Below are 15499 nucleotides of genomic sequence, written 5' to 3'. Positions count from 1 at the left end.
GCCCGCGGGCTCGTTGTATTCCGGGAGTGTGCGTGAGCGACCTCAACACGGCACGAGTGGCACGAAACGCCAGATTGCCTCAGCTGCTCGCCGAGCGAATTCTGCTGCTCGACGGTGCCATGGGGACGATGCTGCAACGCGCCAGCCTGGTGGAGGCGGACTATCGCGGCGAACACTTCGCCGACTGGCCACGTGACCTCAAGGGAAATCACGATCTCCTCTGCCTCACCCGCCCCGATGTGGTGGGTGGCATTCACAGCGCCTATCTCGACGCCGGCGCCGATATTGTCGAGACCAACTCCTTCAATGCCACCGCCATCTCGCAGGGCGAGTATGGCACCGAGGGATTCGCCCACGCACTGAACGTCGCGGCGGCCCGCGTGGCACGCGATGCGGCCGACCGGGCCGAGAGCGCCGCACGCCCGCGCTATGTCGCGGGTGTACTCGGACCAACATCACGTACTGCCTCGCTCTCGCCGTCGGTGGAAGATCCCGGCTTCCGCAATGTCACCTTCGATCAGCTCGCCGATGCCTATGCCGAAGCCACGGCAGGATTGCTCGAGGGCGGCGCCGACCTGATCCTGGTCGAGACGATCTTCGACACACTCAACGCGAAGGCCGCGCTCTTTGGTGTCGAGCGGACCTTTGACGCCGTGGGCTACCGCGTCCCGATCATGATCTCGGGTACGATCACCGACCGCAGCGGCCGCACCCTCTCGGGGCAGACGGCCGATGCCTTCTGGATTTCGGTGGCGCACTCGCGACCGCTGACCATCGGCCTCAACTGCGCCCTCGGCCCCGACCTGCTGCACGGCCACGTGCAGGACATCTCGCGCGCCGCGAACACGTTCGTCTCGGTCCACCCGAATGCCGGGCTGCCGAATGATCTCGGTGGCTACGATCTCGACGCCGAGTCGATGGCGGAGTCGATCGGGGCATGGGCGCGCGAAGGAATCGTGAACATCGTTGGTGGTTGCTGCGGCACCACACCAGAACACATTCGCGCGATGGCTTCTGCGGTCGCGGGGGTCACGCCCCGCCGCATCCCGACATTGCCGAGCCGCACGCGACTCTCCGGGCTCGAGCCGTTCGTGATCGGCCCCGACACCAACTTCGTGAATGTCGGCGAGCGCACCAACGTGACCGGTTCGCGTCGCTTTGCGAAGCTGATTGCCGAAGGGAGCTACGAAAAAGGACTCGAAGTCGCCCAGCAGCAGGTCGAGGCCGGCGCGCAGATCATCGACATCAACTTCGATGATGCGCTGCTCGAGGGCGAAGCGGCGATGGGGACCTTCCTCCGGCTCATCGCCTCCGAGCCCGCCATTGCGCGTGTGCCGGTGATGCTCGACTCCTCGAAGTGGAGCATCCTCGAGGCCGGGCTCAAGAATCTGCAGGGAAAGGGGATCGTCAATTCGCTCTCACTCAAGGAAGGCGAGGAGACGTTCCTGAAGCAGGCGCGGTTGGTGCGCCGCTATGGCGCGGCCGCTGTGGTGATGGCTTTCGACGAGCAGGGGCAAGCCGAGACGGTGGAGCAGAAGGCCACCATTCTCGAGCGCGCCTTCCGCCTGCTGGTGGACGAAGTGGGGTTCGCGCCGGAAGACGTGATTCTCGACCCCAACGTCTTTGCCGTCGGCACCGGCATCGAAGCGCACGCCGGCTATGGCAGCGCATTCGTGGATGCGGTGGCTGAAGTGAAGCGGCGCTGCCCGGGTGCCAAGACCAGCGGCGGCATCAGCAATGTCTCGTTCTCGTTCCGCGGCAATGACGGCGTGCGCGAAGCGATTCACGCGGTCTTCCTCGAACGCGCCATTCACGCTGGGCTCGACCTCGGCATCGTGAACGCGGGACAGCTCCCCGTGATTGACGATCTTGATCCGGAACTGCGCGAACGGGTTGCGGATGTACTCTGGAATCGTCGCGCCGACGCTACCGAACGGCTGCTCGAGATTGCCGATCGCGCCAAGGCCGGCGGCGCGGCGCCGGGTGCTGACCTGGCCTGGCGCGAACTCCCGGTTGTCGAGCGACTCTCACACGCGCTGGTCCACGGCTTTGCCGACTATATCGAAGCCGACGTGGAGGAGGCGCGCCTCGCCACCGGCAAGCCCCTCGGCGTCATCGAAGGGCCGCTGATGGACGGCATGAATCGCGTGGGCGACCTCTTCGCCGCGGGCAAGATGTTCCTGCCGCAGGTGGTGAAGAGTGCGCGAGTGATGAAGCGCGCCGTGGCGTGGCTGATTCCCTTCCTCGAGGCGGAGCGCGCCGGGCAGGCGCCGCGCAGCAAGGGAAAGATTCTGCTCGCAACGGTGAAGGGCGACGTCCATGATATCGGCAAGAACATTGTCGGCGTGGTGTTGCAGTGCAACGAATGGGAAGTGATCGACCTGGGCGTGATGGTACCGGTCGCGAAGATCCTCGAGACGGCGCAGCGTGAACGGGTCGATCTCGTGGGGCTCTCCGGCCTGATTACCCCGTCACTCGACGAGATGGCGTTCGTCGCTGCGGAGTTCGAACGGGCCGGGCTCAACATTCCGCTGCTCATCGGGGGCGCGACCACATCGCGACTGCATACCGCGCTCCGCATCGCGCCGGCCTACTCGGGCCCCGTGGTTCACGTGCTCGACGCCTCGCGGGCCGTGCCGGTGGCGAGCTCGCTGCGCGACCCGGGGAAGCGCGAGGCCTTCGCGAGCGAGATCACCACCGAGTATGCCCGGCTCCGCGCCGAGCGTGAGGGCGAGCACGAAGGCTCGATGATCTCGCTGGTGGCGGCCCGCGCGAAGCCGGCGCATATCGATCTTGCCGCCGCCGCACCGACGCCGGCCTTCATCGGCGTGCGCGCCTTCGATCATTGGCCACTCGCCGACCTGCGGCGCCGCATCGACTGGACGCCGTTCTTCCGGACCTGGGAGCTGAGCGGCTCGTACCCGACCATTCTCGACCATCCCGAACAGGGCGCCGTCGCGAGCGAGCTCTTTCGCGATGCGAACGCCGCGCTCGACGAACTCGAGGCATCGGGCGGCCTCGTGGCCCGCGGTGTGGTGGGCTTCTGGCCGGCCGACACGCACGGCGATGATATCACGCTCTACGCCGACGAGAGCCGGACCACCGTGAAGAGCGTGCTCCACACGCTGCGGCAGCAGGCGGCGCGCAACGATGATCGCCCTTCCCTTTCGCTCGCCGATTTCGTCGCACCGCGCGCCTCGGGTGCGCTCGACTACGTCGGTGCCTTTGCAGTGACGACTGGCCACGGCCTCGAAGCGCTGGTGGCCAAGGCGAAGGAAACGCACGATGACTATCGCGCGATTCTATTCTCGGCACTGGCTGACCGACTTGCGGAAGCGTTCGCCGAGCGGCTGCACGAAGAGGTGCGCCGGGTGCACTGGGGCTATGCGCCGGATGAACAGCTGGAGAACGCCGACCTGATTCGCGAGAAGTATCAGGGGATCCGGCCAGCGCCGGGATATCCCGCCGCGCCCGATCACACCGAGAAGGCCACGCTCGCGGTACTGCTCGACCTCGAGCAGACCACCGGCATCACGTTGACGGAATCGTTTGCGATGTGGCCCGGTGCCGCCGTGAGCGGGCTCTACTTCTGGCGCCCCGAAGCGCGCTACTTCGGTATCGGCAAGATCGATCGTGATCAGGTGGCCGACTATGCCCAACGCAAGGGATGGGACCTTGCCACGGCCGAGCGGTGGCTGTCACCCGTGCTTGGCTACCGGAGGAAGTAGGATGCCGACCCTGCGCGACCTGATCGACGATGGAGCAGTGCACGTTGTGGATGGTGCGATGGGCACGATGCTCTACCAGAAAGGCGTCTTCCTCAATGTCTGTTTTGATGAACTCGTGGTGCGGCAACCTGACCTGGTGGCCGAAGTGCACGCGGCGTATGCCACGGCCGGGGCCGAAATCATCGAGACCAACACCTTTGGCGCGAACCCGTTGAAGCTGGCGCAGTACGGGCTCTCAGCCGAGACCGAATCGCTCAACACGACGGCGGCGCGGCTGGCGCGGCGTGCGGCCGGGCCCGGGGTTGTTGTCGTTGGTGCGATCGGACCACTCGGCGTGCGGGTCGAGCCGTTCGGCGAACTCTCGCTCGCTGAGGCCGAGGCAGCGTTCGGCCGGCAGATCGACGGACTGCTCGCCGGTGGTGTCGACGGTTTCTGTCTGGAGACCTTTTCCGACACCACAGAAATGGAAGCGGCGATCCGCGCCGTGCGCGCACGCAGCGATCTTGCGGTCATCGCGCAGATGACCGTGGGGCAGGATGGTGCCACGGCGTTCGGCACGACGCCGGAAGTCTTTGGTCCTGCGCTCGAAGCGGCGGGTGCCGACATCATCGGCGTGAATTGCTCAATCGGGCCGCAGGTCGTGCTCGAGGTGATCGAACGGCTCGCCCGCGTGACGCACACACCACTCTCGGCGCAACCGAACGCCGGGCTGCCGCGCGACGTGGGCGATCGCCAGATGTACATGGCGAGTCCGGAGTATGTCGCTGAGTATGGCCGGCGAATGGTGGAAGCGGGCGCGCGCTTCGTGGGCGGTTGCTGCGGCACCACGCCTGAGCATATCAAGTCGATTCGTTCGTTCATCCGATCGGTCACCCCGCGCGGCACTGCATCGGCGGCAGTGGCGCACGATCGCACCGATGCACCGGCGGTGGTCGAGATTCCGTTGGCGGAGCGCTCTGCATTCGGGGCGAAACTCGCGGCGGGCACTTTTGTGACCAGCGTGGAAATCGTTCCGCCACGTGGCATCGACCCGGCGCCGATGCTGGCGCAGGCGCGTTCACTCCGCGCGGCGGGCGTCGACGCGGTAAACATCCCCGACGGGCCACGAGCGCAGAGCCGGATGGGCGCGCTCATCTCGGGACTGCTCATCGAGCGCGAGACTGGCCTCGAGGCGGTGGTCCACTATGCCTGCCGTGATCGCAACCTGCTCGGAATGCTCTCGGATCTGCTAGGTGCCGCGGCGGCCGGGCTGCGCAACCTGCTCATCGTGACGGGTGATCCCCCGAAGATGGGACCGTACCCCGATGCGACGGCGGTGTTCGACATCGACGCGATCGGCCTCACCAACCTGGTCGCGCGGCTCAATCGCGGCCTCGACCCGGGCGGCAACCCGATCGGGGCGCCGACGCGCTTCGTCCACGGCGTGGGCGTCAATCCGGCGTCGACCGACCTCGATCGCGAGCTGCGCCGCTTTGCCTGGAAGGCCGAGGCCGGGGCGTGCTTCGCGATCACCCAGCCGGTCTTCGATCTCCGGCAGCTCGAGGCGTTCCTGCCGCGGGTCGAGCAGTTCGGCGTCCCGGTGATCGCCGGCATCTGGCCGCTGGTCTCGCTCCGGAACGCGGAGTTCCTTGCCAACGAGGTGCCGGGGATCACGGTGCCGGATGAGGTGCTGGCCCGGATGCGTCGGGCGAGCGAGCGCGGCAAGGAAGCGGCCCTCGCCGAGGGGATCGCGATCGCGGCCGAGATGCTGGCGGCGGTGCGCGGGAGTGTGAAGGGGGCGCAGGTGGCGGCGCCGATGGGGAGGGTCGAGGTCGCGCTGGAGGTGCTGAGGTAGGAGAAGGGAGAAGGGAGAAGGGAGAAGGGAGAAGGGAGAAGGGAGAGGGGAGAAGGGAGAGGGGAGAAGGGGGGAGGGAAAGGGCATTATCTTCTCCCCCGAACACCGAACCGGGGTCCCTGGATGACCGTTACACTCGCCGCTGCGCCGCTCTCGATCCTCTCTGAAGAAGAGGAACTCTTCCGGCAGACCGTCCGGGAATTCGCCGAGACCGAGATCGGGCCGCACGTCTACGAAATGGATGAAGCGGCCGAAATCCGCCCCGACCTGATCAAGAAGTTCTTCGAGCTCGGGCTGATGGGGATCGAAGTGCCCGAGCAGTACGGCGGCGCCGGCGGCTCGATCTTCCTCGCCACGCTGGCGATCGAGGAGCTCGCCCGGGTCGATGCCTCGAGCGCGATCTACGTCGACGTCCACAACACCCTTGTCAACAACGCCATCATGCGGTGGGCTACCGAAGAGCAGCAGGCCCGGCTCTTCCCGCGGATGACGACCGACCTGCTCGGCGCCTTTGCCCTCTCGGAGCCGGCGTCGGGATCCGATGCCTTCGCGCTCGAGACCAAGGCCGTCCAGGACGGCGATGAGTGGGTCCTGACCGGTCGCAAGTTCTGGATCACCAGCGGCGCGGAAGCGGGGATCTTCATCGTCTTCGCGAACATCAATCACGAACTCGGCTACAAGGGGATCACTGCCTTTCTCGTCGAGAAGGATTTTCCGGGCTTCTCGATCGGCAAGCGGGAGAACAAGCTTGGCATTCGCGCTTCGAGCACGGTGGAGCTGATCCTCGAGAATTGCCGGGTTCCCGCCGCCAACGTGCTCGGGCCGATTGGTCAGGGCTACAAGATCTCGATCGAGACGCTCAACGAGGGGCGGATCGGCATCGGCGCGCAGATGGTTGGTGTAGCGCAGGGTGCCTACGAGGCCGCGACGAAGTACATCAAGGAGCGTAAGCAGTTCGGCAAGGCGATCGCCGACTTCCAGGGCGTGCAGTTCCAGGTGGCCGAGATGGCGACCGACCTGGAGGCGTCACGGATGCTGGTGTACAACGCGGCCCGGCTCAAGGATGCCGGGCTGCCGTTCACGCGTGAGGCAGCGATGGCGAAGCTCTTCTCGTCGAACGCGGCCGGCCGCATCACCTCGCAGGCGCTCGAACTCTTCGGTGGCTACGGCTACAGCAAGGAGTATCCGGCGGAGAAGTTCTTCCGTGATGCGAAGATTGGCGTCATTTACGAGGGCACCAGCAACATGCAGCTGCAGACCATCGCCAAGCTGATGCTGAAGTAGCTCTTCCCCTCCGCCACCAGCGTCCTGCAACTCCCGGCGGTTTCGGGGCGTACAGGTCTTTGATAGCTGGTGGCGGATCCGTTTCACAACGTGACCTTTCCCGATCCCGCACGCTCCTTGCAGAGCTTGAGGCCCATGACACGTCTGCCTGCCATCCTGGTTCTTGCCCTCCTCGCGCTTCCTGCGGCCCTTTCGGCACAGGACGGCGCGATCGGGCCTGAGCTCGATAGCTGGCTGACCCGGGCCCAGCGGTCGGCGCCCGGCAAGTGGGCGGTCGTGGTTGCCGATCAGGGCGGAAATATCCTCTGGTCGGTCAATGGCAGTGAGCCGATGGTTCCTGCCTCGACCGTCAAGTTGTTGACCACCGGCTTTGCCCGGACCGTGGTGGGGAGCGACGCCCGTCGCGCGACCCGGGTTGTGGGCACTGGCCGAGTGAACCCGCTCTCGGGGACCTGGGAAGGTCGCTGGGCCCTGGAACTCAATGGCGATGTGACGCTCGAGCGGCGCGACCGCACCGGGCCGTCGCTCTCGACCCTGGCAGAGCAGCTCAGCGCGCTGGGTGTTCGCCGCCTGGTCGGGCCGCTCACGGTCACGACGTCGGTGGGTGAGCCACGGTCGACCTACCCTGCAGCATGGAGCGACCGGCATCGTGGCCGGATCTTCGCCCCGCCAGTCGGGCCGATCACTCTCAATGAAAATCTGGTGGAATTCACCGTGGCACCGGGCTCACGCGCGGGTGCGCGGGCCGTGATAGTGGGCGATGCACCGGCGGGTGCCGGCTCGCTGGTTTCCGTCACGGCCACCACGGTTGCGGGTTCGCGCAGCTCGCTGCGGATCTCGGCGCAGAAGAACGGGCGCTGGGTCGTCTCGGGCCGGATTGGCAGCCGAGCGGGTGCGCGCCGTTTCACTTCGGTCGCGAGTGACCCGACGGCCGTGCTCGAGGCCGCGTGGGCACACGCTGTCGCCATCGCCGGCATTGAATGGGTCCACTCTCCCAGCATCGGCTCTGCCGATCCGGGCGAACGCCGCGTACTCGCCGAAATTGTCTCGCAGCCTTTCGATTCGATTGCCCACGAGATCAACACTCGCTCGCTCAACATCGGCGCGGAGCTGATGCTGTTGTGGGGTGGTGGCGTTGACCACGCGGCCGACCGACTCACGCAGCATGTGCGCGCAGTCACCGGACTCGCCGAGGGTGTCACGCTGCACGATGGCAGCGGGCTCTCGTCGGATGACCGAGTGTCGCCATTCGTGTTCACGAGCTATCTCGCGAAGTTCCCGCTCACGCCCGCGGGGAAGAACTTCCCGCTGCTCCTCCCCGCGAATGGCAGCGGCACGTTGCGCCGCCTCGCGGCCGGCCTTCCGGGCCCGGGTGTCGTTCGCGCCAAGACGGGTACGCTGGGCAACTCGTCGACGCTGGTGGGATATCTCGGCCGGAACACCGGGACGCTGCTGATTGCGGCGATGTACAACGGTGGGAGTGTCGGCGCCGCCAAACAGGCCGAGTGGACGCTGTTCCGGCTGCTCGGCGCCAACGGCATCGTGGTTCCGCTCGATATGGACCCCGCAGGGGCGCTGGGCAGCACGCCCGATGAGCCGCCACAGCACTAAGCCACGCCCGCGTCAGCCATCGCCCGCCCGGTCATAAACCATACTAGCGATCGCCGTTAGTATGGTTTAGCGAATACGCCATACTTAAGTCGAACTAGCGCTGTCCGAGTCGTTGCACTACATCCCAGCCAATCAATCTCAAATGCGGGCCAGAAGTCCACTGCGGTTCGATGTGGACACGCTGCGCCGCGCGCACCAGCTCGGTGACATAGAACGACGGATTGGTGACGTCCTGCACCCGATCGCTGGCCCAGAGAAAGCGATCATCCCGGACATACACCCCCAGCACGCCCTCACTCTGCGACCCACCGACCGCGAAGATCTGCACCGCACCGCCCGCGCGCGACTGGCTCGTGCTCACCGTGACGAACCTCGGCGAGACCCGTGCTCGTTGCCGTTCCAGGAGATCGGGAGCTGCCGTCCATCGCCGGGCGATGGCGCGCTTGAGTAGTGGCATCGTGGTCGGATGCGCGATGATGCCCGCACCGCTGGCGACCCAGAAGCGGAGTCCGGCGATATGGGGCCAGATGTCGGTCTGGGCGACGAAGACGACCGGGTGGTGCCCCGGAAAGAGGCGACCGATCCAGGCGGAGTCCTGACGGGCGCGCTGCTCACCTTGAGATGAGTCAAGGATGAACACGGTATCGGCGGCGAGCGCGACTGCGGATGTGAACGACGAATTCACCAGCAGGAAGGAGTGAGGCCCGACCCGGACGGTATCGGGCGCTGCCGTGCTCCAGAACGGTTGAGGCGGGACACGAATGGTGTCTCCCATTTCGAGCGTCGAGGTGATCTCGGGAAACCGGGGCGCACTGTCCCGCGATACCAGATCGGTTTCGCCCGGGCCCTGGCGGAGGGAGCGGAGGCGATCCTTCTGTCCGGCCACCAATCGCATCGTGCTTTGCGGGAAGAGCGCCGGGCCGATGCGGTCCCAGTTGTAGTAGCGATACTCCACCGATTCGGGACCGAAGAAAAAATTCGCTTCCGACCGACGCAACGCCACAGGAAGCCAATCGACTTCGTCAATCAGCAGTGATTCACCGCCACCGGAGGATGGGCGGTGCAGCACGAGGCGGACTTCGTCGCGATAGCGACAGCGCCCCGCCACGGTCACGCGCGCATCATTCGACCAATCGAACACGACCGCCCAGGCGTTGAAGGCTCGCTGCCAGCGGGTTGCGCCGTGCAGCGCGGGTGAGGCAGGGCCGGTCGAATCGGCGGCGCCTACCAGCGTGCTGCGAGCGCCACTCCATGAGGGCTGCCTGGAGAACGGTGCCGGTGCCCGCTCGATGCCGGTAGCCGGGTCGAACCAGAGGTCCTCTTCCGAGACGCCGGCGTCGAACGGCGGGTAGCTGCGATCCGAGAGGTCCCGGAACTCGCGGATCATCCGGGATCGAAGATGGAACATCCGCCCCCCGGCAGCATCGAGCCCGACAGCCTGTACGACCCGCTTCATCACAGCAGAGGCATCAACCGACGTGACCGTCTCGGGACGGCAGTCCAGTAGTTGTGCCGCCTTGCCGGGAGCGGATTGCGGGAGCGTTCCAAGAGCGAGGAGCACCGCGAGCGACGCAGATGGGAATGGCATTCGGTTCCTACGGGCCAATACGCAATCGGATTCGAGGCGTCAACCACATCGCTCGCCTGCCCGGGTCAGCGGCCTCGGCCCGCCCGCCATTCGCGCGGGGTGACGCCAAACTCGGCGCGGAAGGATTTGTTGAAGTTCGACAGGTCGCCAAAGCCCGCAGTGAACGCAATCTCGATCACCCTTGTGTCTTCGGCGTGCAGCTGGCGGGCGGCCTCGCGCAGGCGCGCCCGCAAGATGAACTGGTGCGGGGTCACGCCGGCGACCTGCTGGAAGATTCGCAGGTAATGATATGGGCTCTGCCCGGCGTCGGCGGCGAGTTGCTGCAAACGCCAGGGTTCGGCGGGGCTTGCTTCGATGCGACGAACACTCTCGGTCACGCGCGCGGTGGCCGCAGAGGTGAGAGCCACATTCGAGAGCGAGGTCACTGTGCTGTCACGCAGCGCTGTCGCCGCGAGTTCGACGGCGAGTTCTTCCCACGCGAGCGACGCCGGGTCGTCGGCCGCTGCTGCCGCGCGCACCGCGAGTGGAGAGATTCGCTTCGTGGGGGGCAACCGCGGCGTATGGAAGCGCCGCTCGCTCCGCTTCACGCCGGCATCGGCCGCAATCCGGTCGAAGAGTTCGGCCTCATAACGAAAGGCGATGCAGCGATCGCCCGCCGCGTGTTCGTGGCCGCACTCGAAACACTCACCCGCATTGCCAAGCAGCAGCGCGCCGGGCGTCATAAACGCGCGCCCTCGACCGGAGCGATACTGGAACGTGCCCGCAAGCGTGATCGCAATCGACATCCGCGTGTGCCGCTCCTCGAACGCGCGATCGTCCGGGCCGGCAGTGCAGATCACATCCGCAACCGACCATCCCTCACCCGTCGCGAGCGCGACACCAGTGGTTGCGGCCGGCGCGCCGTCACGCGCACGGCGCGCCAATGCGTGCGGCAACGCCCCCGCAATTTTCCCCAAGTTGCTCGCTCCCGTGGCCACTAGCATACCTCAACGTAGCGCGGCGGCTCGCGTCGCGCACCTGAACTTACGGACCACGAACAGGGAACGGAAACGCCATGAAAAGCTCGACAATTTCCCCGGCACAGAGCAGCGCGACGACGCTGCGCCGGCTCGCAGACGAAGGGTACGATGGGGAGGCGTGGCACGGCGCCAACCTGCGCACCGCACTGGCGGCTGTCAGCGCGGAGACGGCCTTCTGGCGGCCGGGGCCGGGGAGGCACAACATCGCCGAGCTCGCGCTGCATCACGCGTGGTGCGTGCGCGGTGCGGTAGCGCAGATACTCCAGGAGGATGGTGGGGCGTTTCCCGTTGATGGCGCCGACTGGTTCAAGCTTACGGCGGAGTGGCCGCTGAGCTGGAATGACATTCTCGCCACGGTTGCGGAGCAGCAGGCGGCACTGCGCGCGGCGATCGACCGTTACGAAGCGGGGACCGCAGCGGCGGCTCGCTCCAGCGCGGAGAACGCTGACCTGGTGCTCGGCGTCACCTGCCACGGCATCTATCATGCGGGACAGGTGCAGCTCATTGGCGTGCTGCATCAGGCCCAGACCGGCGTGGGGAGCTGAGACGGCGGTGTACTACATCGGCAGCTACGACATCATCGACGCGGTGGCGTTCCAGCGTTATCCACCGGCGGTGATGGCGTTGCTGCCGCGGTATGGTGGCGAGGTGCTGGCCTCGGACCTGGCTGCGCATGCGCTGGAGGGATCGGCGCGAACGATGCACGCGATCATCCGCTTTCCTTCCCGCGAAGCCGCGCTGGGGCTATACAACGATCCGGAGTATCAGGCGGCGAGGAATCTCCGGCCGTGATCTAGGGTCGCCAGATCGGGTTGCAGTCGCTGAAGTTCTGCGGGGTGATAGTCGTGCTGGCGCCCGTGGCGATATCGAGGATCCGAACCACGCTGCGCACATACTTGTCTTCGACGACCTCAGATTGGCAGTAGGCGATCCTGGTCCCATCCGGCGACCAGACCGGGCGTTGCGAGCGGCCCTGCCAGCCAAACGGCGCCCTGGTGATCTCCTGCCCGGTACGGTCCAGCACCAGCAACGCAATGTCATCGGGCCCGAACCCTGAAATCCGATCGCGCGCGATTACCGCAATACGCTCCCCCGTCGGTGCCCAGCTGGCGGGGCCGCCGATCGACCGATTCGCGGTCAGCGCGCTATTTGTCTTGCCATCGGGAGTGACGACATAGAGCGCCTCCGCGTCGGGTTGCAGGTAGAGAATCGACTTGCCGTCGGGGGACCATTCGGGGGTGCTCCGGCGGCGCGGAGTCTTTTGCAGGACCGGTTCGAGATTCTCTCCGTCCCGTCCCACCGTGATCATCTGCTGGTCGCCATCGTAATAGGTACGCAGGAAGACCAGGCGCGAACCGTCAGGCGAGAAGGTCGCCGGTCCGTCGTAGTTGTATTGCGGGGTCAGGAGTGTCGCACGACCCGAACCGACTCGCGAGACGAAGAGCTCCTGCGTCGGTCGATCAAGCGACTGGCAATAGTCAACAAACTGGTAGCACGGCGCCGAGGGGTCTCCCCGCGTCTGGATCCAGGCCATCCATTTGCCATCGCGCGAGAAATTGAGATCGTGCACTCCTTGATCCGGGTATCCGACTGGGAGCCATGTGGCGGGTGTCAGTGACGCCCCGCTCGACGGGTCAACCACAATCTGTCGCGGACCACCCAGCTGGTTGCCGAGAAAGAACTCAGTGCGCGCGACAACGAGTGAGCCAACATTCAACCCTGGTGGATTCACTCCGGCGAGCGTGGGGTTCTCGGTGCACCCGACCGAGAAGCCTGCCACCGCAAGCAGGGGGAGGAGTGACCTCAATCGCATTCGGAGCTCGGGGGTTGGAGACGTTCCAGAAATGTCACAGTTGGAACACTCATTGACCAGCGCAGACCTACTCGGGTCACATAGGATCCAAGCGGCCCCCGGCCTGTCACACCATGAAACGTCTCCCGTGCCGTCGGCGTATTCTTCCTGAATGCTCCCCGCCACAGCGCCAGACGATCTCTTTCTCGCCCTTCAGGCCGCCCTCGCCGGCCGCTATTCGCTCGAGCGTGAGCTCGGTCGTGGCGGGATGGGGATCGTCTACCTCGCGCGCGATGTCCGGCTCGACCGACCCGTAGCGCTCAAGCTGCTTCCTCCGGAGCGAGCGGCCGTGCCCGGGCTGCGCGAAAGCTTCCTGCGCGAAGCGCGAATGGCCGCGCGCCTGGCGCATCCCAACATCGTGCCGATTCACGCCGTCGAGGAGATCGGTCCGTTCGTGTTCTATGCGATGCGCTACGTGGCGGGAGAGACGCTGGGCGAACGTCTGCGCCGCGTCCACCGTCTCGCGGCCCACGATGCCTCGCGCCTGTTGCGCGATACCGCCTACGCCCTCGCCTACGCGCACGCGCAGGGTGTCATTCATCGCGACATCAAGCCCGACAACATCCTCCTCGATGACGATGGCAACCGCGCGGTAGTCACCGACTTCGGCATCGCGCGGCTGGTGGATGCCCCCGATGTGAGCGGCGGACGAATTGTCGGAACACCGGAGTACGTCGCACCGGAGCAGGCCGCTGGCGAAGCCGTCGACGGGCGGAGCGACCTCTATGCGCTGGGCGCCATGGGCTTCCATTGCCTGAGTGGTCGGCCGCCCTTTGCCGGCGATGTGCGCGAGCTGCTCGCTCAGCACCTTACCCGCCCGGCTCCGCCGTTGCTGAGTGTTGCCCCGCAAACGCCGCTGGCGCTGGCGCAGACGATCGACCGCGCACTCTCCAAGAATCCCGACGACCGCTTCGCCACTGCCGAAGCGATGGCCGAGGCGATGGCGCCCACCACAGTGGCGACAGCAGAACTCGCGGTGCCGGTGCGCGTGTGGGTCAATCGCGGCCGCGAGCTGAAGGGGATCTACGTCATCTGGTCGTGCTTCTTCTATGGGCTGGGCACGATGGCGTATGTGGCCAATGCGAGCAACAGCACCTGGAACCTCGGCTCGATCATCTTCCTGATTCTCTGCGCCAAGGCAACGGTGTTGCCGTGGGTCGGTCACGGACTCTGGCGCATCTCGCAGACGCGTCGCGCACTCGAAGCGGGAGTGACTCTCGACGACCTGCGACAGGGACTCGACGTCGCACTCGCGCGTCAGGAAGAAGAGCTGCGCTACGACGAGCTGCGGCCGATTCACTGGTTCCCGAAGCTGGTACGCGTGGGGACCTATGCCTCCCTCGCGGCCGTGATCTTTTCGCTCTTCGGTGGCGTCTTCCTCAGCCACGACTACTACGCGTCGAAGAACTTCTTCGGCTTCTTCGGCCTCGCCACGATGGCGACGGTCGGGGGTGGGCTCTTCGGCCTGATCTTCCCAGGACGCCGGCTCCGGCCGGTCGATCCGTTTGCGCGGCTCCGACGCTGGGTCTGGAATGGCCCGCTCGGCCGCATCATGGGGAAGATCGCCACGATCGGGCTGCCGACTGCCGATCGGCACGACTGGGCCAAGTCGCGTCCGACCGAGACCGCCCTCGGCTCGGCCACAGAAACCCTCTTCGATGCGCTACCCGCGGGGCAGCGGGCCGCACTCGCTGACCTGCCACGCGTGGTCGGGCGGCTCGAGCGGGAGGCGATCGTGGCACGCGAGCACCTCGATCGCGGTGAAGCAGGAGAGTGGGGCGAACGGCTGGAGCGAGCGGTGGCCGCGATCGAGACGTTGCGGGTCGGGCTGCTCCGCATGGCGGCCGGGCGCGCCGAGAGCGCGGCACTGACGGCGGACCTCGACGCAGCACGGATGCTCGCCGAACGAATCGATTACCTGATGGCGGGGGCGGAGGAGGTGGAGGTGATGCTTCGATCGGAGTCGGAGCGCGGCCACCACCAGACGACCCAGGCGCTACCGAGCAAGAGGGCACCGAGCACGTCACTGGGGTAGTGCACGCCGAGGTAAAGGCGTGACATGCCGAGCAGCAACGGCACCGCGATCGCCACGGTCGTGAGCAGGCGCTTCGCGAGACGATTCGTGATGGCACTCGCGAGCAGGAGAAACCCGAAACTCCAGAGCACCGGCCCCATCATTGTGTGCCCCGACGGGTAGGAATACCAGCCCGCATCGCCGAGTCGCTCGATGACCGAGGGGCGCGGCCGGTGGAAGAGCCCTTTCACGGCCAGATAGAAGAGTTCGCCGGTCACACCGGCGAGCAGATAGCGTTTCGCGTGCGCCGGGCGCCCGAGTCGCCACAGGAGCCACGCGACACCAAATGCCATCGGCACTTCGATGAGGCCGTTGCCGAGAAAGGTGAAGAAGAGCATCCAGTCGGTGCGGGCCGGCGTGCGCCAGCCGCCGATGACCTGCAGGATCGCATCGTCCCAGGGAAGTTCGACCCCGCTCACCACCAGCGCCGACAGGGCGAGAAAGAGTCCGGCAAGCCAGTAGACCTGGCGCGGGGGCCGTCGGAGCGAATCCATTCTCGAAGATAGCCG

General features: G+C 66.2%; 10 protein-coding genes and 1 pseudogene. 7 read left to right on the top strand and 4 right to left on the bottom strand.

The window, feature by feature from the left end:
• Positions 1-32 precede the first annotated feature (32 nt).
• From metH to dacB, 4 genes are all read left to right on the top strand, one after another.
• Positions 33-3728, top strand: a complete 3696-nt coding sequence (gene metH, locus V4558_08040; protein MES2305442.1) for a methionine synthase — start codon at positions 33-35, stop codon at positions 3726-3728.
• A 1-nt stretch (position 3729) separates the two neighbouring features.
• On the top strand, positions 3730-5562 hold the full coding sequence (locus V4558_08035; GenBank protein MES2305441.1) for a bifunctional homocysteine S-methyltransferase/methylenetetrahydrofolate reductase: 1833 nt from the start codon (positions 3730-3732) through the stop codon (positions 5560-5562).
• Between the two features lie 123 nt (positions 5563-5685).
• Positions 5686-6846 carry an acyl-CoA dehydrogenase gene (locus V4558_08030; protein MES2305440.1) on the top strand — a complete coding sequence of 387 codons (1161 nt, stop codon included), beginning with the start codon at positions 5686-5688 and terminating at the stop codon, positions 6844-6846.
• A 135-nt stretch (positions 6847-6981) separates the two neighbouring features.
• Positions 6982-8457 carry a D-alanyl-D-alanine carboxypeptidase/D-alanyl-D-alanine-endopeptidase gene (dacB, locus tag V4558_08025; protein MES2305439.1) on the top strand — a complete coding sequence of 492 codons (1476 nt, stop codon included), beginning with the start codon at positions 6982-6984 and terminating at the stop codon, positions 8455-8457.
• Between the two features lie 94 nt (positions 8458-8551).
• Here dacB and V4558_08020 read toward each other — a convergent pair whose 3' ends face one another.
• Together V4558_08020 and V4558_08015 are read right to left on the bottom strand one after the other, a co-directional pair.
• The gene (locus V4558_08020; GenBank protein MES2305438.1) at positions 8552-10045 is read right to left on the bottom strand and encodes a hypothetical protein; all 1494 of its coding nucleotides are present in this window, start codon (positions 10043-10045) and stop codon (positions 8552-8554) included.
• A 65-nt stretch (positions 10046-10110) separates the two neighbouring features.
• Entirely contained in the window at positions 10111-11028 is a 918-nt protein-coding gene (locus tag V4558_08015; GenBank protein ID MES2305437.1) for an AraC family transcriptional regulator, read from the bottom strand.
• Between the two features lie 71 nt (positions 11029-11099).
• On the opposite strand from V4558_08015, the gene V4558_08010 reads away from it, so the two are divergent.
• Positions 11100-11609: a DinB family protein gene (locus V4558_08010; protein ID MES2305436.1), complete on the top strand. Its 510-nt coding sequence runs from the start codon at positions 11100-11102 to the stop codon at positions 11607-11609.
• Between the two features lie 7 nt (positions 11610-11616).
• Positions 11617-11856 carry a DUF1330 domain-containing protein gene (locus tag V4558_08005; protein ID MES2305435.1) on the top strand — a complete coding sequence of 80 codons (240 nt, stop codon included), beginning with the start codon at positions 11617-11619 and terminating at the stop codon, positions 11854-11856.
• A gap of 1 nt (position 11857) precedes the next feature.
• On the opposite strand, the gene V4558_08000 is transcribed toward V4558_08005, so the two are convergent.
• Positions 11858-12877, bottom strand: a complete 1020-nt coding sequence (locus tag V4558_08000) for a hypothetical protein (protein MES2305434.1) — start codon at positions 12875-12877, stop codon at positions 11858-11860.
• A gap of 151 nt (positions 12878-13028) precedes the next feature.
• Between V4558_08000 and V4558_07995 the strand changes: the two are divergent.
• Positions 13029-13838, top strand: a pseudogene (locus tag V4558_07995) (serine/threonine-protein kinase).
• A 992-nt stretch (positions 13839-14830) separates the two neighbouring features.
• Here V4558_07995 and V4558_07990 read toward each other — a convergent pair.
• Entirely contained in the window at positions 14831-15484 is a 654-nt protein-coding gene (locus V4558_07990) for a phosphatase PAP2 family protein (GenBank protein ID MES2305433.1), read from the bottom strand.
• Positions 15485-15499: the final 15 nt, after the last annotated feature.

This window comes from Gemmatimonadota bacterium, assembly GCA_040388535.1.
Classification (GTDB): Bacteria; Gemmatimonadota; Gemmatimonadetes; order Gemmatimonadales; family GWC2-71-9; genus Palsa-1233.
Note: the sequence above shows the minus strand (reverse complement) of the source record. Positions and strands in the feature narration are given on the sequence as shown.